This window comes from Streptomyces sp. NC-S4 (assembly GCF_054353315.1).
This window is the reverse complement of the sequence record NZ_CM135937.1, coordinates 682891-703062: the sequence shown is the minus strand read 5'-3', so window position 1 is coordinate 703062 and position 20172 is coordinate 682891. Positions and strand designations below refer to the sequence as shown.

The following is a 20172-nucleotide window of genomic DNA, read 5'->3' as shown; positions in this document are numbered from 1 at the left end:
CCCGAAGTGCGGAGTAAGTGATGACCACCCCGAACGAAAAAGTCGTTGAAGCGCTGCGGGCCTCCCTCAAGGAAACCGAGCGGCTGCGCCGCCGGAACCAGGAGCTCACCGACGCCTCCCGCGAACCGATCGCCATCGTCGGCATGAGCTGCCGGTTCCCCGGCGGAATCAGCTCGCCCGAGGACCTGTGGAAGCTCGTCGAGAGCGGCGGTGACGCCATATCGGGCTTCCCCGCCGACCGCGGCTGGGACGTCGAGTCGCTGTACGATCCGGACCCCGACCACCCCGGCACGACCTACGCCCGCCACGGCGGATTCCTTTACGAGGCACCCGAGTTCGACGCCTCCTTCTTCGGGATCTCCCCGCGCGAGGCCCTCGCCATGGACCCGCAGCAGCGCCTGCTGCTGGAGACCACCTGGGAGGTCTTCGAACGGGCCGGCATCGACCCGGCGACCCTGCGCGGCAGCCGCGCCGGCGTGTTCGTCGGCGCGTCCGCCAACGCCTACGGCGCCGGTTCGGACGAGCTGCCCGACGGGGTCGAGGGGCACCTCCTCACCGGTACCGCCTCCAGCGTCGTCTCCGGCCGCCTCGCCTACGTCTTCGGCCTGGAAGGTCCCGCCGCCACCGTCGACACGGCCTGCTCGTCCTCCTCCGTCGCCCTGCACATGGCCGTCCAGGCCCTGCGCCAGGGGGAGTGCTCGCTGGCCCTCGCCGCCGGCGTCACCGTCCTCGCCGGCCCGGAGGTCTTCGTCGAGTTCAGCCGCCAGCGCGGACTGTCGGCCGACGGCCGCTGCAAGTCCTTCGCCGAGGCGGCCGACGGCACCGGCTGGTCCGAGGGTGTCGGCGTCCTGCTGGTGGAACGCCTCTCCGACGCCCGCCGCAACGGACACCGCGTCCTGGCCGTCGTACGCGGTTCGGCCGTCAACCAGGACGGCGCCTCCAACGGACTGACCGCGCCCAACGGCCCCGCCCAGCAGCGCGTCATCCGCCAGGCCCTCGAAAGCGCCCGCCTGACCCCCGCCGACGTCGACGCCGTCGAGGCACACGGCACCGGCACGACCCTGGGCGACCCGATCGAGGCGCAGGCGCTGTTGGCCACGTACGGCCAGGACCGCCCGGCGGACCGGCCGCTGTGGCTGGGCTCGCTGAAGTCGAACCTCGGACACACCCAGAACACCGCCGGCATCGCGGGCATCATCAAGATGGTCATGGCGATGCGGCACGGAGTGCTGCCCAAGACCCTGCACGTGGACCGGCCGACCTCGCACGTCGACTGGTCGGAGGGCGCGGTCTCGCTGCTCACCGAGCAGCGGGCGTGGCCGCAGACCGGCCGCCCGTACCGGGCCGGTGTCTCCGCGTTCGGCGTCAGCGGCACCAACGTGCACACGATCATCGAGCAGGCGCCGGAGGCCGACCGGGCCCTGGAGCGGACCGACGGCGACGCGGGACCGGAGCCGAGGGTCGTGCCCTGGCTCCTGTCGGCCAAGGGCCAGGACGCCCTGCGCGAGCAGGCGGAGCGCCTGTTGGCCCACGCCGGGGAGCACCCCGGGCAGAGCCCGGTCGACGTCGGCCGGTCGCTGGCGGTCGGCAGGACCGCCTTCGAGGACCGTGCGGCGGTGGTGGCGGCGGACCGTGAGGGTCTGCTGGCCGGCCTCGCGGCGCTGGCGGCGGGCGAGGCGCTGGCGGGGGTGGTGAAGGGCTCTCCGGTCGGTGGGAAGGTCGCCTTCCTGTTCACGGGGCAGGGGAGCCAGCGTCTCGGGATGGGGCGTGAGCTGTACGAGGCCCACCCGGCCTTCGCGGCGGCCCTCGACGCGGTGTGCGAGCGGTTCGACCTCGAACTGCCGCTGAAGGAGGTCCTGTTCGGGGACGACGCGGCGCTGCTGGATCGTACGGAGTACACGCAGCCGACGCTGTTCGCCCTCGAGGTGGCGTTGTTCCGGCTCCTGGAGAGCTGGGGTGTGCGGCCGGACTTCCTGTCCGGTCACTCCATCGGTGAGATCGCGGCCGCGCACGTCGCCGGTGTGCTGTCCTTGGAGGACGCGTGCGTGCTGGTCGCGGCGCGTGGCCGGTTGATGCAGGCGCTGCCGTCCGGTGGTGTGATGGTCGCGGTGCAGGCTTCGGAGGACGAGGTCCTGCCGCTGTTGACGGACCGGGTGAGCATCGCGGCGGTCAACGGTCCGCGCTCGGTGGTCATCGCGGGTGACGAGGACGCCGCTACGGCGGTGCTGGAGGCGTTCGCCGACCGCAAGTCCAAGCGGCTGACGGTCAGCCACGCGTTCCACTCGCCGCACATGGACGGCATGCTGGCCGACTTCCGGCAAGTCGTGGAGGGGCTGTCGTTCGGAACCCCGCGCATCCCGGTCGTCTCCAACCTGACCGGTGCCCTTGTCACCGACGAGATGGCCTCGCCCGACTTCTGGGTGCGACACGTCCGCGAGGCGGTCCGCTTCCTCGACGGCATGAGCGTCCTGGAGGGCGCGGGAGTGACGACGTATGTCGAGCTCGGCCCCGACGGCGTCCTCTCCGCCCTCACCCAGGACTGCGTCACGCAGGACGCCGTCCTCGTCCCCGTGCTGCGCAAGGGTCGCCCCGAGGCGGAGAGCCTCGTCACCGCACTCGCCCGGGCCCACGCCCACGGGATCCGGGTCGACTGGCAGGCCTTCTTCTCCGCCCCCGAGGCCCAGCGAGTCGACGACCTGCCCACTTACGCCTTCCAGCGGCAGCGCTACTGGATCGAGCCGGGCACCCGGGCCGGTGACGTGGGCGCGGCCGGGCTCGACGAGGCCGCACACCCGCTCCTCGGCGCGACCGTCGCGCTCGCCGACTCCGAGGGCTTCGTCTTCACCGCCCTGCTCTCGCCGACCACCCATCCCTGGCTGGTGGACCACCAGGTCATGGGCAGCGTCCTGCTGCCCGGCACGGCCTTCGTCGACCTGGCGATCTGGGCCGGGGACCAGGTCGGCTGCGACCTCGTCGAGGAGCTGACCCTCGAAGCGCCGCTGATCCTGCCCGAACGCGGCGGCGTCCAGCTCCAGATGTACGTGAGCGCGCCCGACGCCGACGGCACGGGCCGACGCGCCTTCGGCCTCTCCTCCCGCCCGAAGGACAGCGCGGCCGACGAGCCCTGGACGCGCCACGCCGGCGGCGTACTGGCCCACACGCCCGCCTCTGCCCCGCCGAGCTTCGCGCCCGTGCAGTGGCCCCCGGCCGGCGCCGAGCCCCTTGCCACGGACGGCCTCTACACCGACCTCGCCGACGTCGGCATGGGCTACGGCCCGGCGTTCCGCGGCCTCACCGCGGCCTGGCGGCAGGGCGACAGCGTCTACGCCGAGGTCACCCTGCCCGAGGAAACCGCCTCCGCAGCACGGGACTTCGGCCTCCACCCCGCCCTGCTGGACGCCGCGCTCCACACGCTGGGCCTCGGCGTCCTGGGCGGCACCGAGGGCGAGGGCCGCCTCCCGTTCGCGTGGAGCGGAGTGACCCTCCACGCCACCGGGGCCGACGCCCTGCGCGTGCGCCTCACGCCCCGGGGGACCGACGGCGTCCGCCTGGAGATCGCGGACTCCACGGGCGGGCCCGTCGCGACCGTCGACTCGCTCGTCCTGCGGGCCGTGTCGGCCGAACAGGTCCAGGCGGCGCGCACCGCCTACCACGAGTCGGTGTTCCGCACCGAGTGGACCGCACTGCCCGCCGCCGCGGACGCCCCGGGTACGCCGGCCGGCGGCCGGTGGGCCGCTCTTGGCCCGATGGCCCCGGCCGCCCTCCTCCCGGCCGCCCTCCTTCCCACGGCCGACGCGATCCCCGGCTACGCCGACCTGGCCGAGCTGGCGGCGGCCGTCGAGGCCGGAGCGCCCGTACCGGAGGCCGTCTTCGTCGGCTTCGGGCAGGCCACCGCCACCGCCGCCGACGCGGACGCGGACGGCCCGGCCACCCCCGAGCTCTCCGCCGAGGCCGTGCACCGGGCCACGCACCGGGCCCTCGCCCTCGCCCGCACCTGGCTCGGCGAGGAGCCCTTCACGGGCGACCGGTTCGCCGGCACCCGCCTCGTCGTCCTCACCCGGGGCGCCGTCGCGGCCGGCGCCGACGCCGCAACGGCCTGCGACCCGGTCCACGCGGCCGTCCGGGGCCTGCTGCGCTCCGCGCAGTCCGAGCACCCCGACCGGCTCCTGCTGATCGACACCGACGGCGCCGAGGACTCCGTACGCGCCCTGCCCGCCGCCCTCGCCGCGGGCGAGCCGCAGCTCGCCGTACGCGCGGGCACCCTCCACGCGCTCCGTCTCGCCCGCGTGGCCCGCGAGACCCCCGACCAGCCGAGCGCGGCCGGCTCCGGCCCGGCGTACGCGCCGGAGTCGACCGTGCTGATCACCGGCGCCGGCGGCCTCCTCGGCGGCCTGATCGCCCACCGGCTCGTCGCCGAGCACGGCGTACGGCACCTGCTCCTCGTCGGCCGCCGGGGCGGATCCACCCCCGAGGCACAGCGGCTCGGCGCCGAACTCGCCGCCGAAGGCGCTTCGGTGACCTGGGCCGCCTGCGACGTGGCGGACCGGGACGCGCTGGCGGCCGTACTGGCGGCGATACCCGCCCAGCACCCGCTCGGCGCCGTCATCCACACCGCCGGTGTGCTCGACGACGGCGTGATCACCTCCCTCACCCCCGAGCGCCTGTCGGCCGTCCTGCGGCCCAAGGCCGACGCGGCCGTCAACCTCCACGAACTGACCCGCGACCTCGACCTCTCCGCCTTCGTGCTGTTCTCGTCCATCGGCGGCGTCTTCGGCGGCGCCGGTCAGGGCAACTACGCGGCCGCCAACGTCTTCCTCGACGCGCTCGCCCAGCACCGCCGGTCCCTGGGGCTCCCCGCCACCTCCCTGGCCTGGGCCCTGTGGGCCGACGGCGCGGGCATGGCCGGCAGCCTCACCGACGCCGACATCAGCCGCATGACCCGCGGCGGACTGCCCCCGCTCACCTCCGCGGAGGGCCTCGACCTCTTCGACCTCGCGCACCGGCTCGACGAGACCGCCCCGGTCCTGATGCGCGTCGACCTCGCATGGCTGCGCCCGCAGGCCCAGGCCGGCACCCTGTCCCCGCTGCTGCGCGGACTCGTACGGGTGCCCACCCGCCGGCACGCGGGCGGTGCGGCCGCCGCGGCCGACGCGTCCGGCCTGAGGCAGCGCCTGGCGGGGCTTCCCGCCGCCGAGCAGGACCGTACGCTGCTCGACCTGGTACGCAAGCAGGTCGCCGCGGCCCTGGGCTACCCGGGCGCCGCCGCCGTCGAGCCGGGCCGGTCCTTCAAGGAGCTGGGCTTCGACTCGCTCACCGCCGTCGAACTGCGCAACCTGCTCGGCGAGGCCACCGGCCGCCGACTGCCCGCCACCCTCGTCTTCGACTACCCGACGGCGACCGCCCTCGCGCAGTACCTCCGCGAGGAGCTGGTCGGCGACCTCGCGGCCGACCCGGGCGCCGACGCCGGCCGGGGCGGCCTCCCGGCCCGGCGCCCGGCCGCCGCGAACGGGCGCGCCGCGGACGACGACGACCCGATCGCCGTCGTCGCGATGAGCTGCCGCTTCCCCGGCGGCATCACCTCCCCAGAGGACCTGTGGCGTCTGCTCGCCGAAGGCCGCGACGGCATCACCGCCTTCCCCGCCGACCGCGGCTGGGACCTCGACACCCTCTACAGCGACGACCCCGACCGCGAGGGCACCAGCTACGTCCGCGAGGGCGGCTTCCTCCACGAGGCCGCCGACTTCGACGCCGCCTTCTTCGGGATCTCCCCGCGCGAAGCCCTCGCCATGGACCCCCAGCAGCGGCTCCTCCTGGAGACCACCTGGGAGACCTTCGAGCGCGCCGGCATCGACCCCACCGGCCTGCGCGGCAGCCGCACGGGCGTGTTCATCGGCTCGAACGCCCAGGACTACCTGCAGCTCTGGCTGAACGACGGCGACGGCCTCGAAGGCCACCTCGGCACCGGCAACGCGGCCAGCGTCGTCTCCGGCCGCATCTCCTACTCCTTCGGCCTGGAGGGCCCGGCGGTCACCCTCGACACGGCCTGCTCCTCCTCGCTCGTCACCCTGCACCTCGCGGCCCAGTCGCTGCGCCGGGGCGAGTGCGCGATGGCCCTCGCGGGCGCCGTCACCATCATGTCCACGCCGGGCGCGTTCACCGAGTTCAGCCGCCAGCGCGGACTCGCCTCGGACGGCCGCATCAAGGCGTTCGCCGCGGCCGCCGACGGCACGATCTGGTCCGAGGGCGTCGGCCTCCTGCTCCTGGAGCGGCTCTCGGACGCCCGCCGCAACGGCCACCCCGTCCTCGCGGTCGTCCGCGGCACGGCGGTCAACCAGGACGGCGCCAGCAACGGCCTGACCGCCCCCAACGGCCCCTCCCAGCAGCGCGTCATCCGCGAAGCCCTCGCCGACGCCGGTCTGACCGCCGGGGACGTGGACGCCGTCGAGGCACACGGCACGGGTACGCGGCTCGGGGACCCGATCGAGGCGCAGGCACTGCTGGCCACGTACGGGCAGGACCGGCCGGCGGACCGGCCGCTGCTGCTCGGCTCCGTGAAGTCGAACATCGGGCACACGCAGGCCGTGGCCGGTGTCGCCGGTGTGATCAAGATGGTCATGGCGATGCGGAACGGCATCCTCCCGCAGACGCTCCACATCGACGAGCCGACCCCCTACGTGGACTGGTCGGCCGGAGACATCGAGCTCCTCACCGAGCAGCGCGCGTGGCCCGAGACCGGGCGCCCGCGGCGGGCGGGCATCTCGTCCTTCGGCTACAGCGGCACCAACGCCCACGCCGTCATCGAGCAGGCACCGCTGCCCACGGGCGAACCGATGCCCGCGCCCCCGGCCGGGCCGGGGCTCCCGGTGCTGCCGTGGCTCGTCTCCGGCCGCACCGCGTCCGCCCTGCGGGCCCAGGCGGAACGCCTGCACCCGGCCGCGGCCGACGCACTGGCGGAGTCCGGCACCCGGGGCGCACTCGACCTCGGCCTCTCCCTCGCGACGCACCGCGCCGCGCTGGAACACCGAGCGGTCCTCATCGGCGCACCGTCGGACGGCGAGACCCTCCTCGGGCGCCTGGCGGCCCTGGCCGCCGGCGAGCAGGTGCCGGGGCTGGTGCGGGGCGCGGTGTCGGGTGGTGGACTGGCGTTCCTGTTCACGGGGCAGGGGAGCCAGAGGCTGGGGATGGGCCGTGAACTCTACGACGCCTTCCCGGTGTTCGCGGACGCGCTGGACGCGATCTGCGCCCGCATGGATACCCACCTCGAACTGCCGCTGAAGGACGTCCTGTTCGGCTCGGACGCTGCCGTGCTGGACGAGACCGCGTACACCCAGCCGGCCCTGTTCGCCGTTGAGGTGGCGCTCTTCCGGCTGATCGAGTCGTGGGGTGTGCGGCCGGACTTCCTGTCCGGTCACTCGATCGGTGAGATCGCCGCCGCGCACGTGGCCGGTGTGTTCGCGCTGGACGATGCGTGTGCGCTGGTGGCGGCGCGTGGCCGACTGATGCAGGCGCTCCCGGCCGGTGGTGTGATGGTCGCGGTGCAGGCGTCGGAGGACGAGGTCCTGCCGCTGCTGACGGACCAGGTGAGCATTGCGGCCGTCAACGGCCCCCGGGCGGTGGTTATCGCCGGTGACGAGGACGCCGCAACGGCAGTCGTAGAGGCGTTCGCCGACCGCAAGTCCAAGAAGTTGATGGTCAGTCACGCCTTTCATTCGCCGCACATGGACGGCATGTTGGAGGACTTCCGCCGGGTGGTCGACGGGCTGTCGTTCGAGGCCCCGCGTATTCAGGTCGTGTCGAACCTGACCGGTGCGGTCGTCTCGGACGAGATGGGTTCGGCGGAGTTCTGGGTGCGGCACGTCCGTGAGGCGGTCCGCTTCCTCGACGGCGTCCGCGCGCTGGAGGCGGCCGGCGTGACGACGTTCATGGAGCTGGGCCCGGACGGCGTGCTGTCCGCGCTCGTCCAGGACTGTCTGACCGGTGACGCGGACATCGCCTTCGTACCTGTCCTGCGTTCGGGGCGTGGTGAGCCGGAGACGGTGGTCACTGCCGTGGCGCAGGCTCATGTGCGGGGTGTGGAGGTGGACTGGTCCGCCTTCTTCGCCGGTACGGGCGCCGGGCGGGTGGAGCTGCCGACGTACGCCTTCCAGCGGCAGCGCTACTGGCCGGAGACGATCCTGTCCGGCGCGGTCGTGGCCGCCGCGCCCGCCGTGGACGCGGTGGACAGCAGGTTCTGGGAGGCCGTGGAGCGCGGCGATCTCACCTCGCTGGCGTCCGAACTGGAGGTGGACGGCGACGCACGCTTCAGCGACCTCGTTCCCGCGCTGTCGGCATGGCGTCGGCAGGGCCAGGAGCAGTCCGAAATCGATGGCTGGCGTTACCGGGTGTCGTGGAAGCCGCTGACGGATGCCATGGGCGCTGGTGCGCGGTTGTCGGGGCTGTGGCTGGTGGTGGTTCCTTCCGATGGCGCGGATGACGCGGCTGTGTCGGGTGCGCTCGCCGGGCGCGGCGCTGAGGTCCGCCGGGTGGTCGTTGAGGCCGACGCTGATCGTGCTTCTCTGGCTGGGCTGTTGTCCGGTGTGGGTTCTGTTGCTGGTGTGGTGTCGCTGCTCGCGTTGGACGAGTCGGTCGGGGTTGTTGCGGCGACGGCTGGTTTGGTGCAGGCGTTGGGTGATGCGGGGGTGGAGGCGCCGTTGTGGTGCCTGACCCGTGGTGCGGTGAGTGTGGGTCGTTCGGATCGTCTGGTGTCGGCGGTTCAGGCTCAGGTGTGGGGTCTGGGCCGTGTGGCCGCCCTCGAACTGCCCGAGCGTTGGGGTGGTCTGGTTGACCTTCCTGAGGTGTGGGACGAGCGGGCGATGTCCCGTCTGGTGGCTGTGCTGGCCGGCTCTGGTGAGGATCAGGTTGCTGTGCGGTCGTCCGGGGTGTTCGGGCGTCGGCTGATCCGTGCCGCGAGCGGCAGCAGCACGGACTCGTGGACACCGTCCGGCACCGTTCTGGTGACGGGTGGTACGGGTGCTCTGGGTGGCCGGGTCGCGCGCTGGCTGGCCGGTGCGGGTGTCGAGCGTCTGGTGCTGACCAGCCGTCGGGGCCTTGAGGCTCCGGGTGCCGCCGAGCTGGTGGCGGAGCTGTCGGGGCTGGGTGTTGAGGTGTCGGTCGTGGCGTGTGACGCCTCCGACCGTGACGCCCTGCGTACGCTGCTGGAGGCCGAGGCCGGCACGCTGACGGCGGTCGTGCACACGGCTGGTGTGCTGGATGACGGTGTCCTCGACGCCCTTACCCCCGACCGTTTCGAGAGCGTGCTGCGCGCGAAGGCGGCCTCGGCGCTGAACCTGCACGAGCTGACCGTCGAGCTCGGTATCGAGCTCTCCGTGTTCGTGCTGTTCTCCTCCATGAGCGGCACGATCGGCGCGGCTGGTCAGGCGAACTACGCTGCCGCGAACGCGTACCTGGACGCCCTCGCCGAGCAGCGTCGTGCCGCCGGGCTGGCCGCTACCTCGATCGCGTGGGGTCCCTGGGCCGACGGCGGTATGGCCGCCGACGAGGCCCTCGAGGCCAGGTTGCGCCGGGGCGGTGTCCCGCCCATGAACGCCGATCTCGCGATCACCGCGCTCCGACAGGCCGTCGGCTCCGACGACGCGGCGCTGACGATCGTCGACTTCGACTGGGCGAAGTTCGTGCCCGGGTTCACGGCCGTACGCGCCGGCAGGCTGCTCACCGATCTGCCGGAGGCCGAGGCCGTCATCCGCGCTTCCGAGCCCACGGGCACCCGTACCGAGCGTTCGGGTTCGTCGCTCGCCGCGCACCTCCGGAGCATGTCGGACGGCGACCGCGAGCCGTTCCTCCTCGACCTCGTGCGCACGCAGGTCGCCGAGGTCCTCGGGCACTCCGGTGCCCAGGACGTCGAGCCGGGACGGGCCTTCCGCGAGATCGGATTCGACTCGCTCACCGCCGTCGAACTCCGCAACCGCCTCGGCGCGGTCACCGAACTGCGGTTGCCGGCCACACTCGTCTACGACTACCCGACCCCGGCCGCACTCGCCGCCAACCTGCTCTCAGAGCTCCTCGGCGCACAGGTGGTGGCGACCGGCCCGGTGGCCACGGCAACCGCCGACGACCCCATCGCGATCGTCGCGATGAGCTGCCGTTTCCCCGGCGGCGTGCGCAACCCCGAAGACCTCTGGCAGCTGCTGGCGTCCGGCTCCGACGCGATCTCGGACCTTCCCCTCGACCGCGGTTGGGACCTCGACGCCCTGTACGACGCCGACCCGAGCGCGCAGGGCACCTCGTACGCCCGTCAGGGCGGCTTCCTCTACGACGCCGCCGACTTCGACGCCGACTTCTTCGGGATCTCGCCGCGCGAGGCCCTCGCCATGGACCCGCAGCAGCGGCTCCTCCTGGAGACCTCGTGGGAGGCCTTCGAACGGGCCGGGATCGACCCCGAGATGCTGCGCGGCAGCCAGGCCGGTGTGTTCGTCGGCACCAACGGCCAGGACTACCTCTCCGTCCTGCTGGAGGAACCGGAGGGCCTCGAGGGGCACTTGGGCACGGGCAACGCCGCCAGTGTCGTGTCCGGCCGACTGTCGTACGTGTTCGGGCTGGAGGGCCCGGCGGTGACGATCGACACGGCGTGTTCGTCGTCGCTGGTGGCCCTGCACTGGGCGATCCAGGCGCTGCGCAACGGCGAGTGCTCGCTGGCGCTGGCCGGTGGCGTCACCGTCATGTCGACCCCCGGCACGTTCATCGAGTTCAGCCGCCAGCGCGGCCTGGCCGCAGACGGCCGTATCAAGGCGTTCGCGGCGGCGGCGGACGGTACGGGGTGGGGTGAGGGTGTCGGCATGCTGCTCGTGGAGCGGCTGTCGGACGCCCGGCGCAACGGGCATCCGGTGCTGGCGGTGGTGCGGGGTTCGGCGATCAACCAGGACGGTGCGAGCAACGGTCTGACCGCGCCCAACGGCCCCTCGCAGCAGCGCGTGATCCGCGCCGCTCTGGCGAGTGCGGGTCTGTCGGCCGCCGAGGTCGACGCGGTCGAGGCCCACGGCACGGGCACGACCCTGGGTGACCCCATCGAGGCGCAGGCGCTGCTGGCCACCTACGGCCAGGACCGCGCCGCGGACCAGCCGCTGCTGCTCGGTTCCATCAAGTCCAACATCGGTCACACCCAGGCCGCGGCCGGTGTGGCGGGCGTGATCAAGATGGTGTTGGCCATGCAGCACGGGGTGCTTCCGCAGAGCCTCCACATTGACGAGCCGTCGCCGCAGGTGGACTGGACCGCGGGTGACATCACGCTGCTCACCGAGCAGCGCGCGTGGCCCGAGACCGGGCGCCCGCGCCGGGCCGGTGTTTCCTCGTTCGGCTTCAGCGGCACCAACGCGCACACGATCATCGAGCAGGCGCCGCTGCCGCAGGCGGAGGAAGTGTCCGAGGACGCCGGGGCGGTCGATCCGGCCCTCCGACCCCTGCCGCTGGTGATCTCGGCGAAGAGCGACGCGGGACTCCGCGCCCAGGCCCACAGCCTCCGCGAGCGACTGCTCGCGGACCCCGCTCTTCGTCCGGTCGACGTCGGCCGGTCGCTGGCGGTCGGCAGGACCGCCTTCGAGGACCGTGCGGCGGTGGTGGCGGCGGACCGTGAGGGTCTGCTGGCCGGCCTCGCGGCGCTGGCGGCGGGGGACGCGTCGGCGGGCGTGGTGAAGGGCTCTCCGGTCGGTGGGAAGGTCGCCTTCCTGTTCACGGGGCAGGGCAGTCAGCGGCTGGGTATGGGGCGTGAGCTGTACGAGGCCCACCCGGCCTTCGCGGCGGCCCTCGACGCGGTGTGCGAGCGGTTCGACCTCGAACTGCCGCTGAAGGAGGTCCTGTTCGGGGACGACGCGGCGCTGCTGGATCGTACGGAGTACACGCAACCGGCGCTGTTCGCCCTCGAGGTGGCGTTGTTCCGGCTCCTGGAGAGCTGGGGTGTGCGGCCGGACTTCCTGTCCGGTCACTCGATCGGTGAGATCGCTGCCGCGCACGTCGCCGGGGTGTTCTCGCTGGAGGACGCGTGCGTGCTGGTCGCGGCTCGCGGACGGCTGATGCAGGCGCTGCCGGGTGGTGGGGCGATGATCGCCGTCCAGGCTTCGGAGGACGAGGTCCTGCCGCTGTTGACGGACCGGGTGAGCATCGCGGCGGTCAACGGCCCGCGCTCGGTGGTCATCGCCGGTGACCAGGACGCCGCTACGGCCGTGGTGGAGTCGTTCGCCGATCGCAAGTCCAAGCGGCTGACGGTCAGCCATGCTTTCCACTCGCCGCACATGGACGGCATGCTGGCCGACTTCCAGCAGGTCGTGGAGGGGCTGTCGTTCGGCGCCCCGCGTATCCCGGTCGTGTCGAACCTGACCGGTGCCCTCGTCACCGACGAGATGGCCTCGCCCGACTTCTGGGTGCGACACGTCCGCGAGGCCGTCCGTTTCCTCGACGGCATGAGCGTCCTGGAGGGCGCGGGAGTGACGACGTATGTCGAGCTCGGCCCCGACGGGGTGCTCTCGGCTCTCGGCCAGGAGTGCCTCAGCGCCGGCGAGGCGGCGTTCGCTCCCGTCGTACGGAGGGGCCGTCCTGAGACCGAGACGGCGATGGCCGCTCTGGCACAGAGCCATGTCCGTGGGATCGCCGTCGACTGGCAGTCGGTCTACGGAACGGGTGCGCGGCGCGTTGACCTGCCGACGTACGCCTTCCAGCGTCGGCGGTACTGGCCGGAGACGGCTCTCGTGCGACGCAGTGACGTGAGCACTCGGTCGGACATCGATGGCTGGCGCTACCGGGTGTCGTGGAAGCCTCTGACTGTGTCGGGCGGGACGCTGGGCGGCGAGTGGGTAGTCGTCGCGCGCGAGGACGAGTCCCTGGCTGCTGGTGTGGTGGATGCGCTGGCTGCGGGTGGGGCTGAGGTCCGGCGAGTTGTTGTCGCGGCTGACGCCGATCGTGCGTCTCTGGCTCGGCTGTTGTCCGGTGTGAGTTCTGTTGCGGGTGTGGTGTCGCTGCTGGCTCTGGATGAGACTGCGGGTGTCGTGGCGTCTGCCTGTTTGGTGCAGGCGTTGGGTGATGCGGGGGTGGAGGCGCCGCTGTGGTGCCTGACCCGTGGTGCGGTCAGCGTCGGCCGGTCGGATCATCTGGTGTCGGCGGTTCAGGCGCAGGTGTGGGGCCTGGGCCGTGTGGCCGCCCTCGAACTGCCCGAGCGTTGGGGTGGTCTGGTCGATCTGCCCGAGGTGTGGGACGAGCGGGCCATGTCCCGTCTGGTGGCTGTGCTGGCCGGCTCTGGTGAGGATCAGGTTGCTGTGCGGTCGTCCGGGGTGTTCGGGCGCAGGCTGGTCCGCGCCGCGAGCGGCAGCAGCACGGACTCGTGGACGCCGTCCGGCACGGTTCTGGTGACGGGTGGTACGGGTGCTCTGGGTGGCCGGGTTGCACGTTGGCTGGCGGGTGCGGGTGTCGAGCGTCTGGTGCTGACGAGCCGTCGTGGTCTTGACGCTCCGGGTGCCGCTGAGCTGGTGGCGGAGCTGTCCGGGCTGGGTGTTGAGGTGTCGGTCGTGGCGTGTGACGCCTCCGACCGTGACGCTCTGCGCGCGCTCCTGGAAGCCGAGGCCGACACGCTGACGGCGGTCGTCCACACCGCCGGGATCCTTGACGACGGTGTCCTCGACGCCCTCACGCCCGAGCGTTTCGAGAGCGTGTTGCGCGCGAAGGCGACCTCCGCCCTCAATCTGCACGAGCTGACCGTCGAGCTCGGCATCGAGCTCTCCGCATTCGTACTCTTCTCCTCCATGACCGGCACCATCGGTACCGCCGGTCAGGCCAACTACGCCGCGGCCAACGCCTACCTCGATGCCCTCGCCGAGCAGCGGCGCGCCGCCGGGCTGGCCGCGACCTCGATCGCGTGGGGTCCCTGGGCCGAAGGCGGTATGGCCGCCGACGGTGCGCTGGATGCCCGGATGCGGCGGGGTGGCGTGCCGCCCATGAACGCCGAGTCGGCCATCGAGGCCCTTCACCGGGCCCTCGGCGCGAACGACACCGCCATCACCGTCGTGGACGTGGACTGGGGCCGATTCGCCCCCGGCTTCACCGCCGTGCGCCCCAGCAGCCTCCTCGCCGAACTGCCGGAGGCCCGCAACGTCCTCGCCCCGCGCGTGGGCGAAGGCGACGAAAGCCGGCCCGGCGACAGGACGCCCGATGGCCGCCACTCCCTCGGGCGGCGGCTGGCGGGCCTCTCCGCCGCCGAGCGGGACCGGGCGCTGCTCGATCTCGTGCGCAAGGAGGTCGCCGCGGTCCTCGGCCACGCCGGCGCGGAGAGCGTCGGCGCGGGACGGGCGTTCAAGGAGCTCGGCTTCGACTCCCTGACGGCCGTCGAGCTGCGCAACCACCTGGGTGCGGCCACCGGGCTCCGCCTCCCGGCCACGCTGATCTACGACTACCCGACCTCCGCCGACCTGGCGGAACACCTGCTCGGCGAACTGCTCGGCACGGAAGCCGAGGTGGCGGCCCTCGCCCCGGTGGCGAGGGCTGTGGAAGACGATCCGATCGCGATCGTCGCGATGAGCTGCCGCTTCCCCGGCGGTGTCCGCACCCCCGAGGACCTCTGGCAGCTGCTGGCCACCGGCGGCGACGCCATCGGCGAGTTCCCGGCCGACCGCGGCTGGGACGCCGAGTCACTGTTCGGGACGAGGTCCGAGCAGGACACCTCGTACGCCCGTGAGGGTGGATTCCTCTACGACGTCGCGCAGTTCGACCCCGGTTTCTTCGGGATCTCGCCGCGCGAGGCCCTCGCGATGGACCCGCAGCAGCGCCTGCTGCTGGAGACCTCCTGGGAGGCCTTCGAGCGGGCCGGGATCGACCCGTCGTCGATGCGCGGTACGCAGGCCGGCGTGTTCGTCGGGACGAACGGCCAGGACTACCTGTCGCTCGTCCTCAACTCCGCCGACGGCGGCGACGGGTTCATGAGCACCGGCAACTCTGCGAGCGTCGTCTCAGGGCGGCTCTCCTACGTGTTCGGTCTCGAAGGCCCGGCCGTCACCGTCGACACCGCGTGCTCGGCTTCGCTCGTGGCCCTGCACCTCGCGGTGCAAGCGCTCCGGAGCGGCGAGTGCTCGATCGCTCTGGCCGGCGGTGTCACCGTGATGTCCACGCCTGGGGCGTTCGTCGAGTTCAGCCGACAGGGCGGGCTCGCAGCAGACGGTCGTATCAAGGCCTTCGCGTCGGCGGCGGACGGTACGGGCTGGGGTGAGGGTGTCGGCATGCTGCTCGTGGAGCGGCTGTCGGACGCCCGGCGCAACGGTCACCCGGTCCTGGCCGTCGTACGTGGCTCGGCCGTCAACCAGGACGGTGCGAGCAACGGTCTGACCGCGCCCAACGGCCCCTCCCAGCAGCGGGTCATCCGCCAGGCCCTGGCCAGCGCCGGTCTGTCGGCGGCGGACGTGGACGCAGTGGAGGCCCACGGTACGGGTACGCGGCTCGGTGACCCGATCGAGGCGCAGGCCCTTCTGGCCACCTACGGCCAGGACCGGCCGGGCGACCAGCCGCTCCTGCTGGGCTCCATCAAGTCCAACATCGGGCACACGCAGGCCGCTGCCGGTGTCGCCGGTGTCATCAAGATGGTGCTCGCGATGCAGCACGGGGTGCTCCCGCAGACCCTCCACGTGGACGAGCCCACCCCGCACGTCGACTGGACGGCGGGCGACATCGCCCTCCTCACCGAGCAGCGCGCATGGCCGGAGACCGGCCGTCCGCGCCGGGCCGGCATCTCCTCCTTCGGCGTGAGCGGTACGAACGCGCACACCATCCTGGAGCAGGCACCGGAGGCCCCCGAGACGGTGGAGGCCACGAGCCCCGGCACGTGGCCGTGGATCCTGTCGGGCAGGACCGAAGCCGCCCTGCGCGACCAGGCGGCTCGACTCCTGGCCCACCTCGCCGGGGACGGCGAGCCGCGTCCGGTGGACGTCGGCCACTCGCTCGCGACCGGCCGGGCGCTGCTCGACCACCGCGCCGTGATCGTGGCGGGGGAGCGGAAGGAGTACCGCGAGGCCCTGACCGCGCTGGCGACGGGCGACTCCGCCGCCGCACTCATCCGTGGCGTGGCGGGCGCCGAACAGCAGGTGGCGTTCCTCTTCACCGGGCAGGGCAGCCAGCGGATCGGGATGGGCCGCGAGCTCTACGACGCCTACCCGGTGTTCGCGGACGCGCTGGACGCGATCTGCGCCCACATGGACGCGCACATCGAACTGCCTTTGAAGCACGTACTGTTCGACGTGGAAGCGGAGCTGCTGGACCGTACGGAGTACGCCCAGCCGGCGTTGTTCGCGGTCGAGGTGGCGTTGTTCCGGCTCGTGGAGAGCTGGGGTGTGCGGCCGGACTTCTTGTCCGGTCACTCCATCGGTGAGATCGCCGCTGCCCATGTGGCGGGCGTGCTGTCCCTGGAGGACGCGTGCGCGCTGGTCACGGCTCGTGGGCGCCTGATGCAGGCGCTGCCTTCCGGCGGCGTGATGATCGCGGTGCAGGCGTCGGAGGACGAGATCCTGCCGCTGCTCAACGACCGTGTCAGCATCGCGGCGGTCAACGGTCCGGAGTCGGTCGTGGTGGCCGGTGACGGGGACGCGGCGGAGGCCGTCGCCAAGGTCTTCCCCGACCGGAAGAGCAAGCGGCTCACGGTCAGCCATGCGTTCCACTCGCCGCACATGGACGGCATGCTGGCCGACTTCCGCAAGGTGGCCGAGGGGATCGCGTACTGCAGCCCCCGTATCCCGGTCGTCTCCAACCTGACCGGTGCCCTCGTCACCGACGAGATGGGCTCCGCCGACTTCTGGGTCCGCCACGTCCGCGAGGCGGTCCGCTTCCTGGACGGCATCCGCGTCCTGGAGGCCGCCGGAGTCACCACGTACGTCGAGCTCGGCCCGGACGGGGTGCTCTCCGCCCTCGCCCAGGACTGCGTCACGCAGGACGCCGCCTTCGTGCCCCTGCTCCGCAAGGGTCGGGCGGAAGCCGAGACGCTTGTCACCGCCCTCGGGCGGGCCCACGCCCACGGCGTCACCGTCGACTTGCCGGCCTTCTACTCCGGTTCCGGCGCCCGGCGCGTCGACCTGCCCACGTACGCCTTCCAGCACGAGCGCTACTGGGTCGACTCGTTCGTCGTGCCGGAGGACGCCGTTTCGCTCGGCGTCGAGCCGGCCGGGCACCCCCTGCTCGGCGCCGCGGTCGAGCTGCCGGACACGGGCGGGTTCCTCTTCACCGGCCGGCTCTCCCGCCGTACGCACCCGTGGCTGGCCGATCACGTCGTGGCCGACTCGGTCGTCGTGCCCGGCGCGGCCTTCGTCGAACTGGCCCTGCGGGCCGGAGGCGAGGCCGGATGCGGGCAGGTGCGGGAGCTGGCCCTGGAGGCGCCGCTCGTGCTCCCCGAGGACGGGGCCGTACAGCTCCGGCTCACCGTGGGCGGCGCGGACGACGACGGACGCCGCTCCGTACAGGTGCACAGCCGCCCGGAGGCGGCCGCCGGCGACGGCCCGGACAGCGCAGCCTGGTCCCGGAACGCCACCGGTTTCCTCACGGCGACCGGTGAAACGGCCGACACCGCCGCCACCGGGCCGTGGCCGCCCACCGGCGCCGAGGAGGTCTCCGCCGAGGCGCTCTACGACCGGCTCACGGCGGCCGGGCTCCACCACGGGCCCGCTCTGCGGACCCTGACCCGGGTCTGGGCGCGGGGCGAGGAGGTCTTCGCGCAGGCACGGCTGTCCGGCGAACCGCAGCCCCCGGCGGGCGGGTTCGCCCTTCACCCGGCGCTGCTCGACACCGCCGTGCAGGCGCTGGCGGCGGTGGGCGCCGCCGGTCGCGAGCCGCTGGCCTGGCACGGAGTACGGCTGCACGCGGCCGGCGCGGACACGCTGCGCCTGCGGATCACCCCCGACGGCACGGACACCGTGTCCGTCGAGCTGGCCGACGAGCAGGGTGCGCCCGTCGCGTCGGTCGAAGCCCTGGTGACCCGGGACATCGACGTCGAGCGGTTCACGGTGGCCCCGCGAGGCGCGCACGACGCACTGTTCCGGCTCGACTGGATGCGTACGCCGGTGCCGGCCCGGCCGGCCGCCGCGACCCTGGTGGTCATCGGCGACGCCGACGGTGGCGACGCCGTCGGCCAGTCGCTCCTCGCCGCTGCCCTCGGGGGCGCGGGCGTCCCCGTCGCGACGTACGAGGACCTCGCCGCACTCGACGAGGCCGTCACGGCCGGGCGGCAGCCGGCGCCCGACACCGTGGTCCTGCCGTTCATGACGGCCACCGGCAGCACGGCCGAGCAGGCCGGCGCCCTCCTCGCGCAGGAAGTACGCGACGTGACGCACCGGGCGCTCGCGGCCGTGCAGGGCTGGCTGGACAACGGCCGGTTCGCAGGCGCGCGGCTGGCCGTCGTCACCAGGGGCGCCGTGGCCGCCCACACCGACGCCGAGGCCGGCGACCTCGCCCACACCCCGGTGTGGGGCCTGCTGCGCGCCGCGCAGACCGAGCACCCCGACCGGTTCGTCCTCGTCGACCTCGATGACGCGGACGTCTCCGGCCGGGCCCTCGCGGGCGCCCTCGCGTCCGACGAACCCGAACTGGCCGTACGGGGCGGAGCGCTGTACGCACCCCGTCTCGCCCGGGTCGGCGCCCAGTCGCCGGCCGACGGCGACGCGGTGTCCCGCATCGACACGCGCGGCACCGTTCTGGTCACCGGGGCCGGCGGTGGACTCGCCGGGCTCCTCGCCCGCCACCTGGTCGCCGAACACGGGGTACGGCACCTGCTGCTCACGGGCCGCAGGGGCGCCGACACCGACACCGCCGCCGAACTCACCGAGCAGCTCGGCGCGCTGGGTGCCGAGGTCACGTGGGCGGCGTGCGACGTAGCCGACCGGGACGCGCTGGCCGCGCTGCTGGACTCCGTACCGGCCGAGCGTCCGCTGACGGCGGTCGTGCACACCGCGGCCGTCCTGGACGACGGCGTGGTGGACCTGCTCACCCCCGAGAGGGTGGACCGGGTCCTGCGGCCCAAGGTCGACGGGGCGCTCCACCTGCACGAGCTGACGCGGCACCTCGACCTGTCGGCGTTCGTCCTCTTCTCCGCCGCCGCCGGCACCCTCGGCGGCGCGGGTCAGGCCAACTACGCGGCGGCGAACGTCTTCCTCGACGCCCTCGCCCGGCACCGGCGGGCCCACGGTCTCACCGCGCTGTCCCTGGTGTGGGGCATGTGGGCCGAGGAACGCGGCATGGCGGGTCGCCTCACCGAGGCGGAGCGGGCACGCGCCGCACGCGGCGGTGTCGCACCGCTGTCGGCGCGGGAGGGCCTGGCACTCTTCGACCGGGCCCTCGCGGCGGACGACGAGCCGGTCCTGCTGCCGGTCGGGATCGACCTGCCGACCCTGCGGGCCCGGGCCGCGGACGGCGGGATCCTGCCGATGTTCCGAGGTCTGGTCCGGACCCCGGTACGGCAGCGGCGGGCGGCGGCCACGGCACCCGGCGCGCACCGTGCCGGGGAGGCCACCGCGGCCACCGGGGCGGGCGAGCCGACACTGGCGCAGCGGCTGGCCGAGCTGTCGGCCGCCGAACGGGAGCGGACCGTACTGAACCTGGTGCGGGGCCAGGTGGCCGCCGTCCTCGGGTACAAGTCGGCGGAACACGTCGGCGAGGAGCAGGCGTTCAAGGAGCTGGGCTTCGACTCGCTGACCGCGGTCGAACTGCGCAACCGGCTCGGCGCGGCCGCCGGGCTCCGGCTGCCGGCCACCCTCGTCTACGACTACCCGAACCCGGCCGCCCTCGCCCGGCAGCTGCTGAGCGAGGTCGCACCCGAGGACACGGGCGGGCGCAAGCTCTCCGTACTGGAGGAACTCGACCGCCTGGAGAGCACCTTCGCCTCGCTCGACCCGACGGAACTGTCCGACGCGGCCGGCGACGACGCGGCCCACGCACGCGTCGCGGTGCGCCTGCAGACCCTGCTGGCGCAGTGGAACGACGCCCGCCGGACGGACGGCGACAGCGCGGCCGACGCGATCGAGGACGCGAGCGACGACGAACTGTTCGCCCTCATCGACAAGAAGTTCGGCCAGGGCTGAACCCCAGCCACCCCCAGGCCGTACCGCCGGAACCCCTGTTCCGGCGGTACGGCCACCGGCTTCCCGAATTTCCTCAAATATCCTCGGGTTC

The 20172-nt window shown here is 73.3% G+C and carries 1 protein-coding gene; it reads left to right on the top strand.

Annotated features, from left to right (window positions below; all coding sequences use genetic code 11):
* Positions 1-20: 20 nt before the first annotated feature.
* Entirely contained in the window at positions 21-20081 is a 20061-nt protein-coding gene (locus ACXNSR_RS02860; RefSeq protein WP_458640545.1) for a type I polyketide synthase, read from the top strand.
* The last annotated feature ends 91 nt before the right edge of the window (positions 20082-20172 follow it).

What these genes read in the sequence shown, in the direction of transcription:
- ACXNSR_RS02860 (WP_458640545.1), top strand. Translation starts at nt 21, where the DNA reads ATGACCACCCCGAACGAAAAAGTCGTTGAAGCGCTGCGGGCCTCCCTC.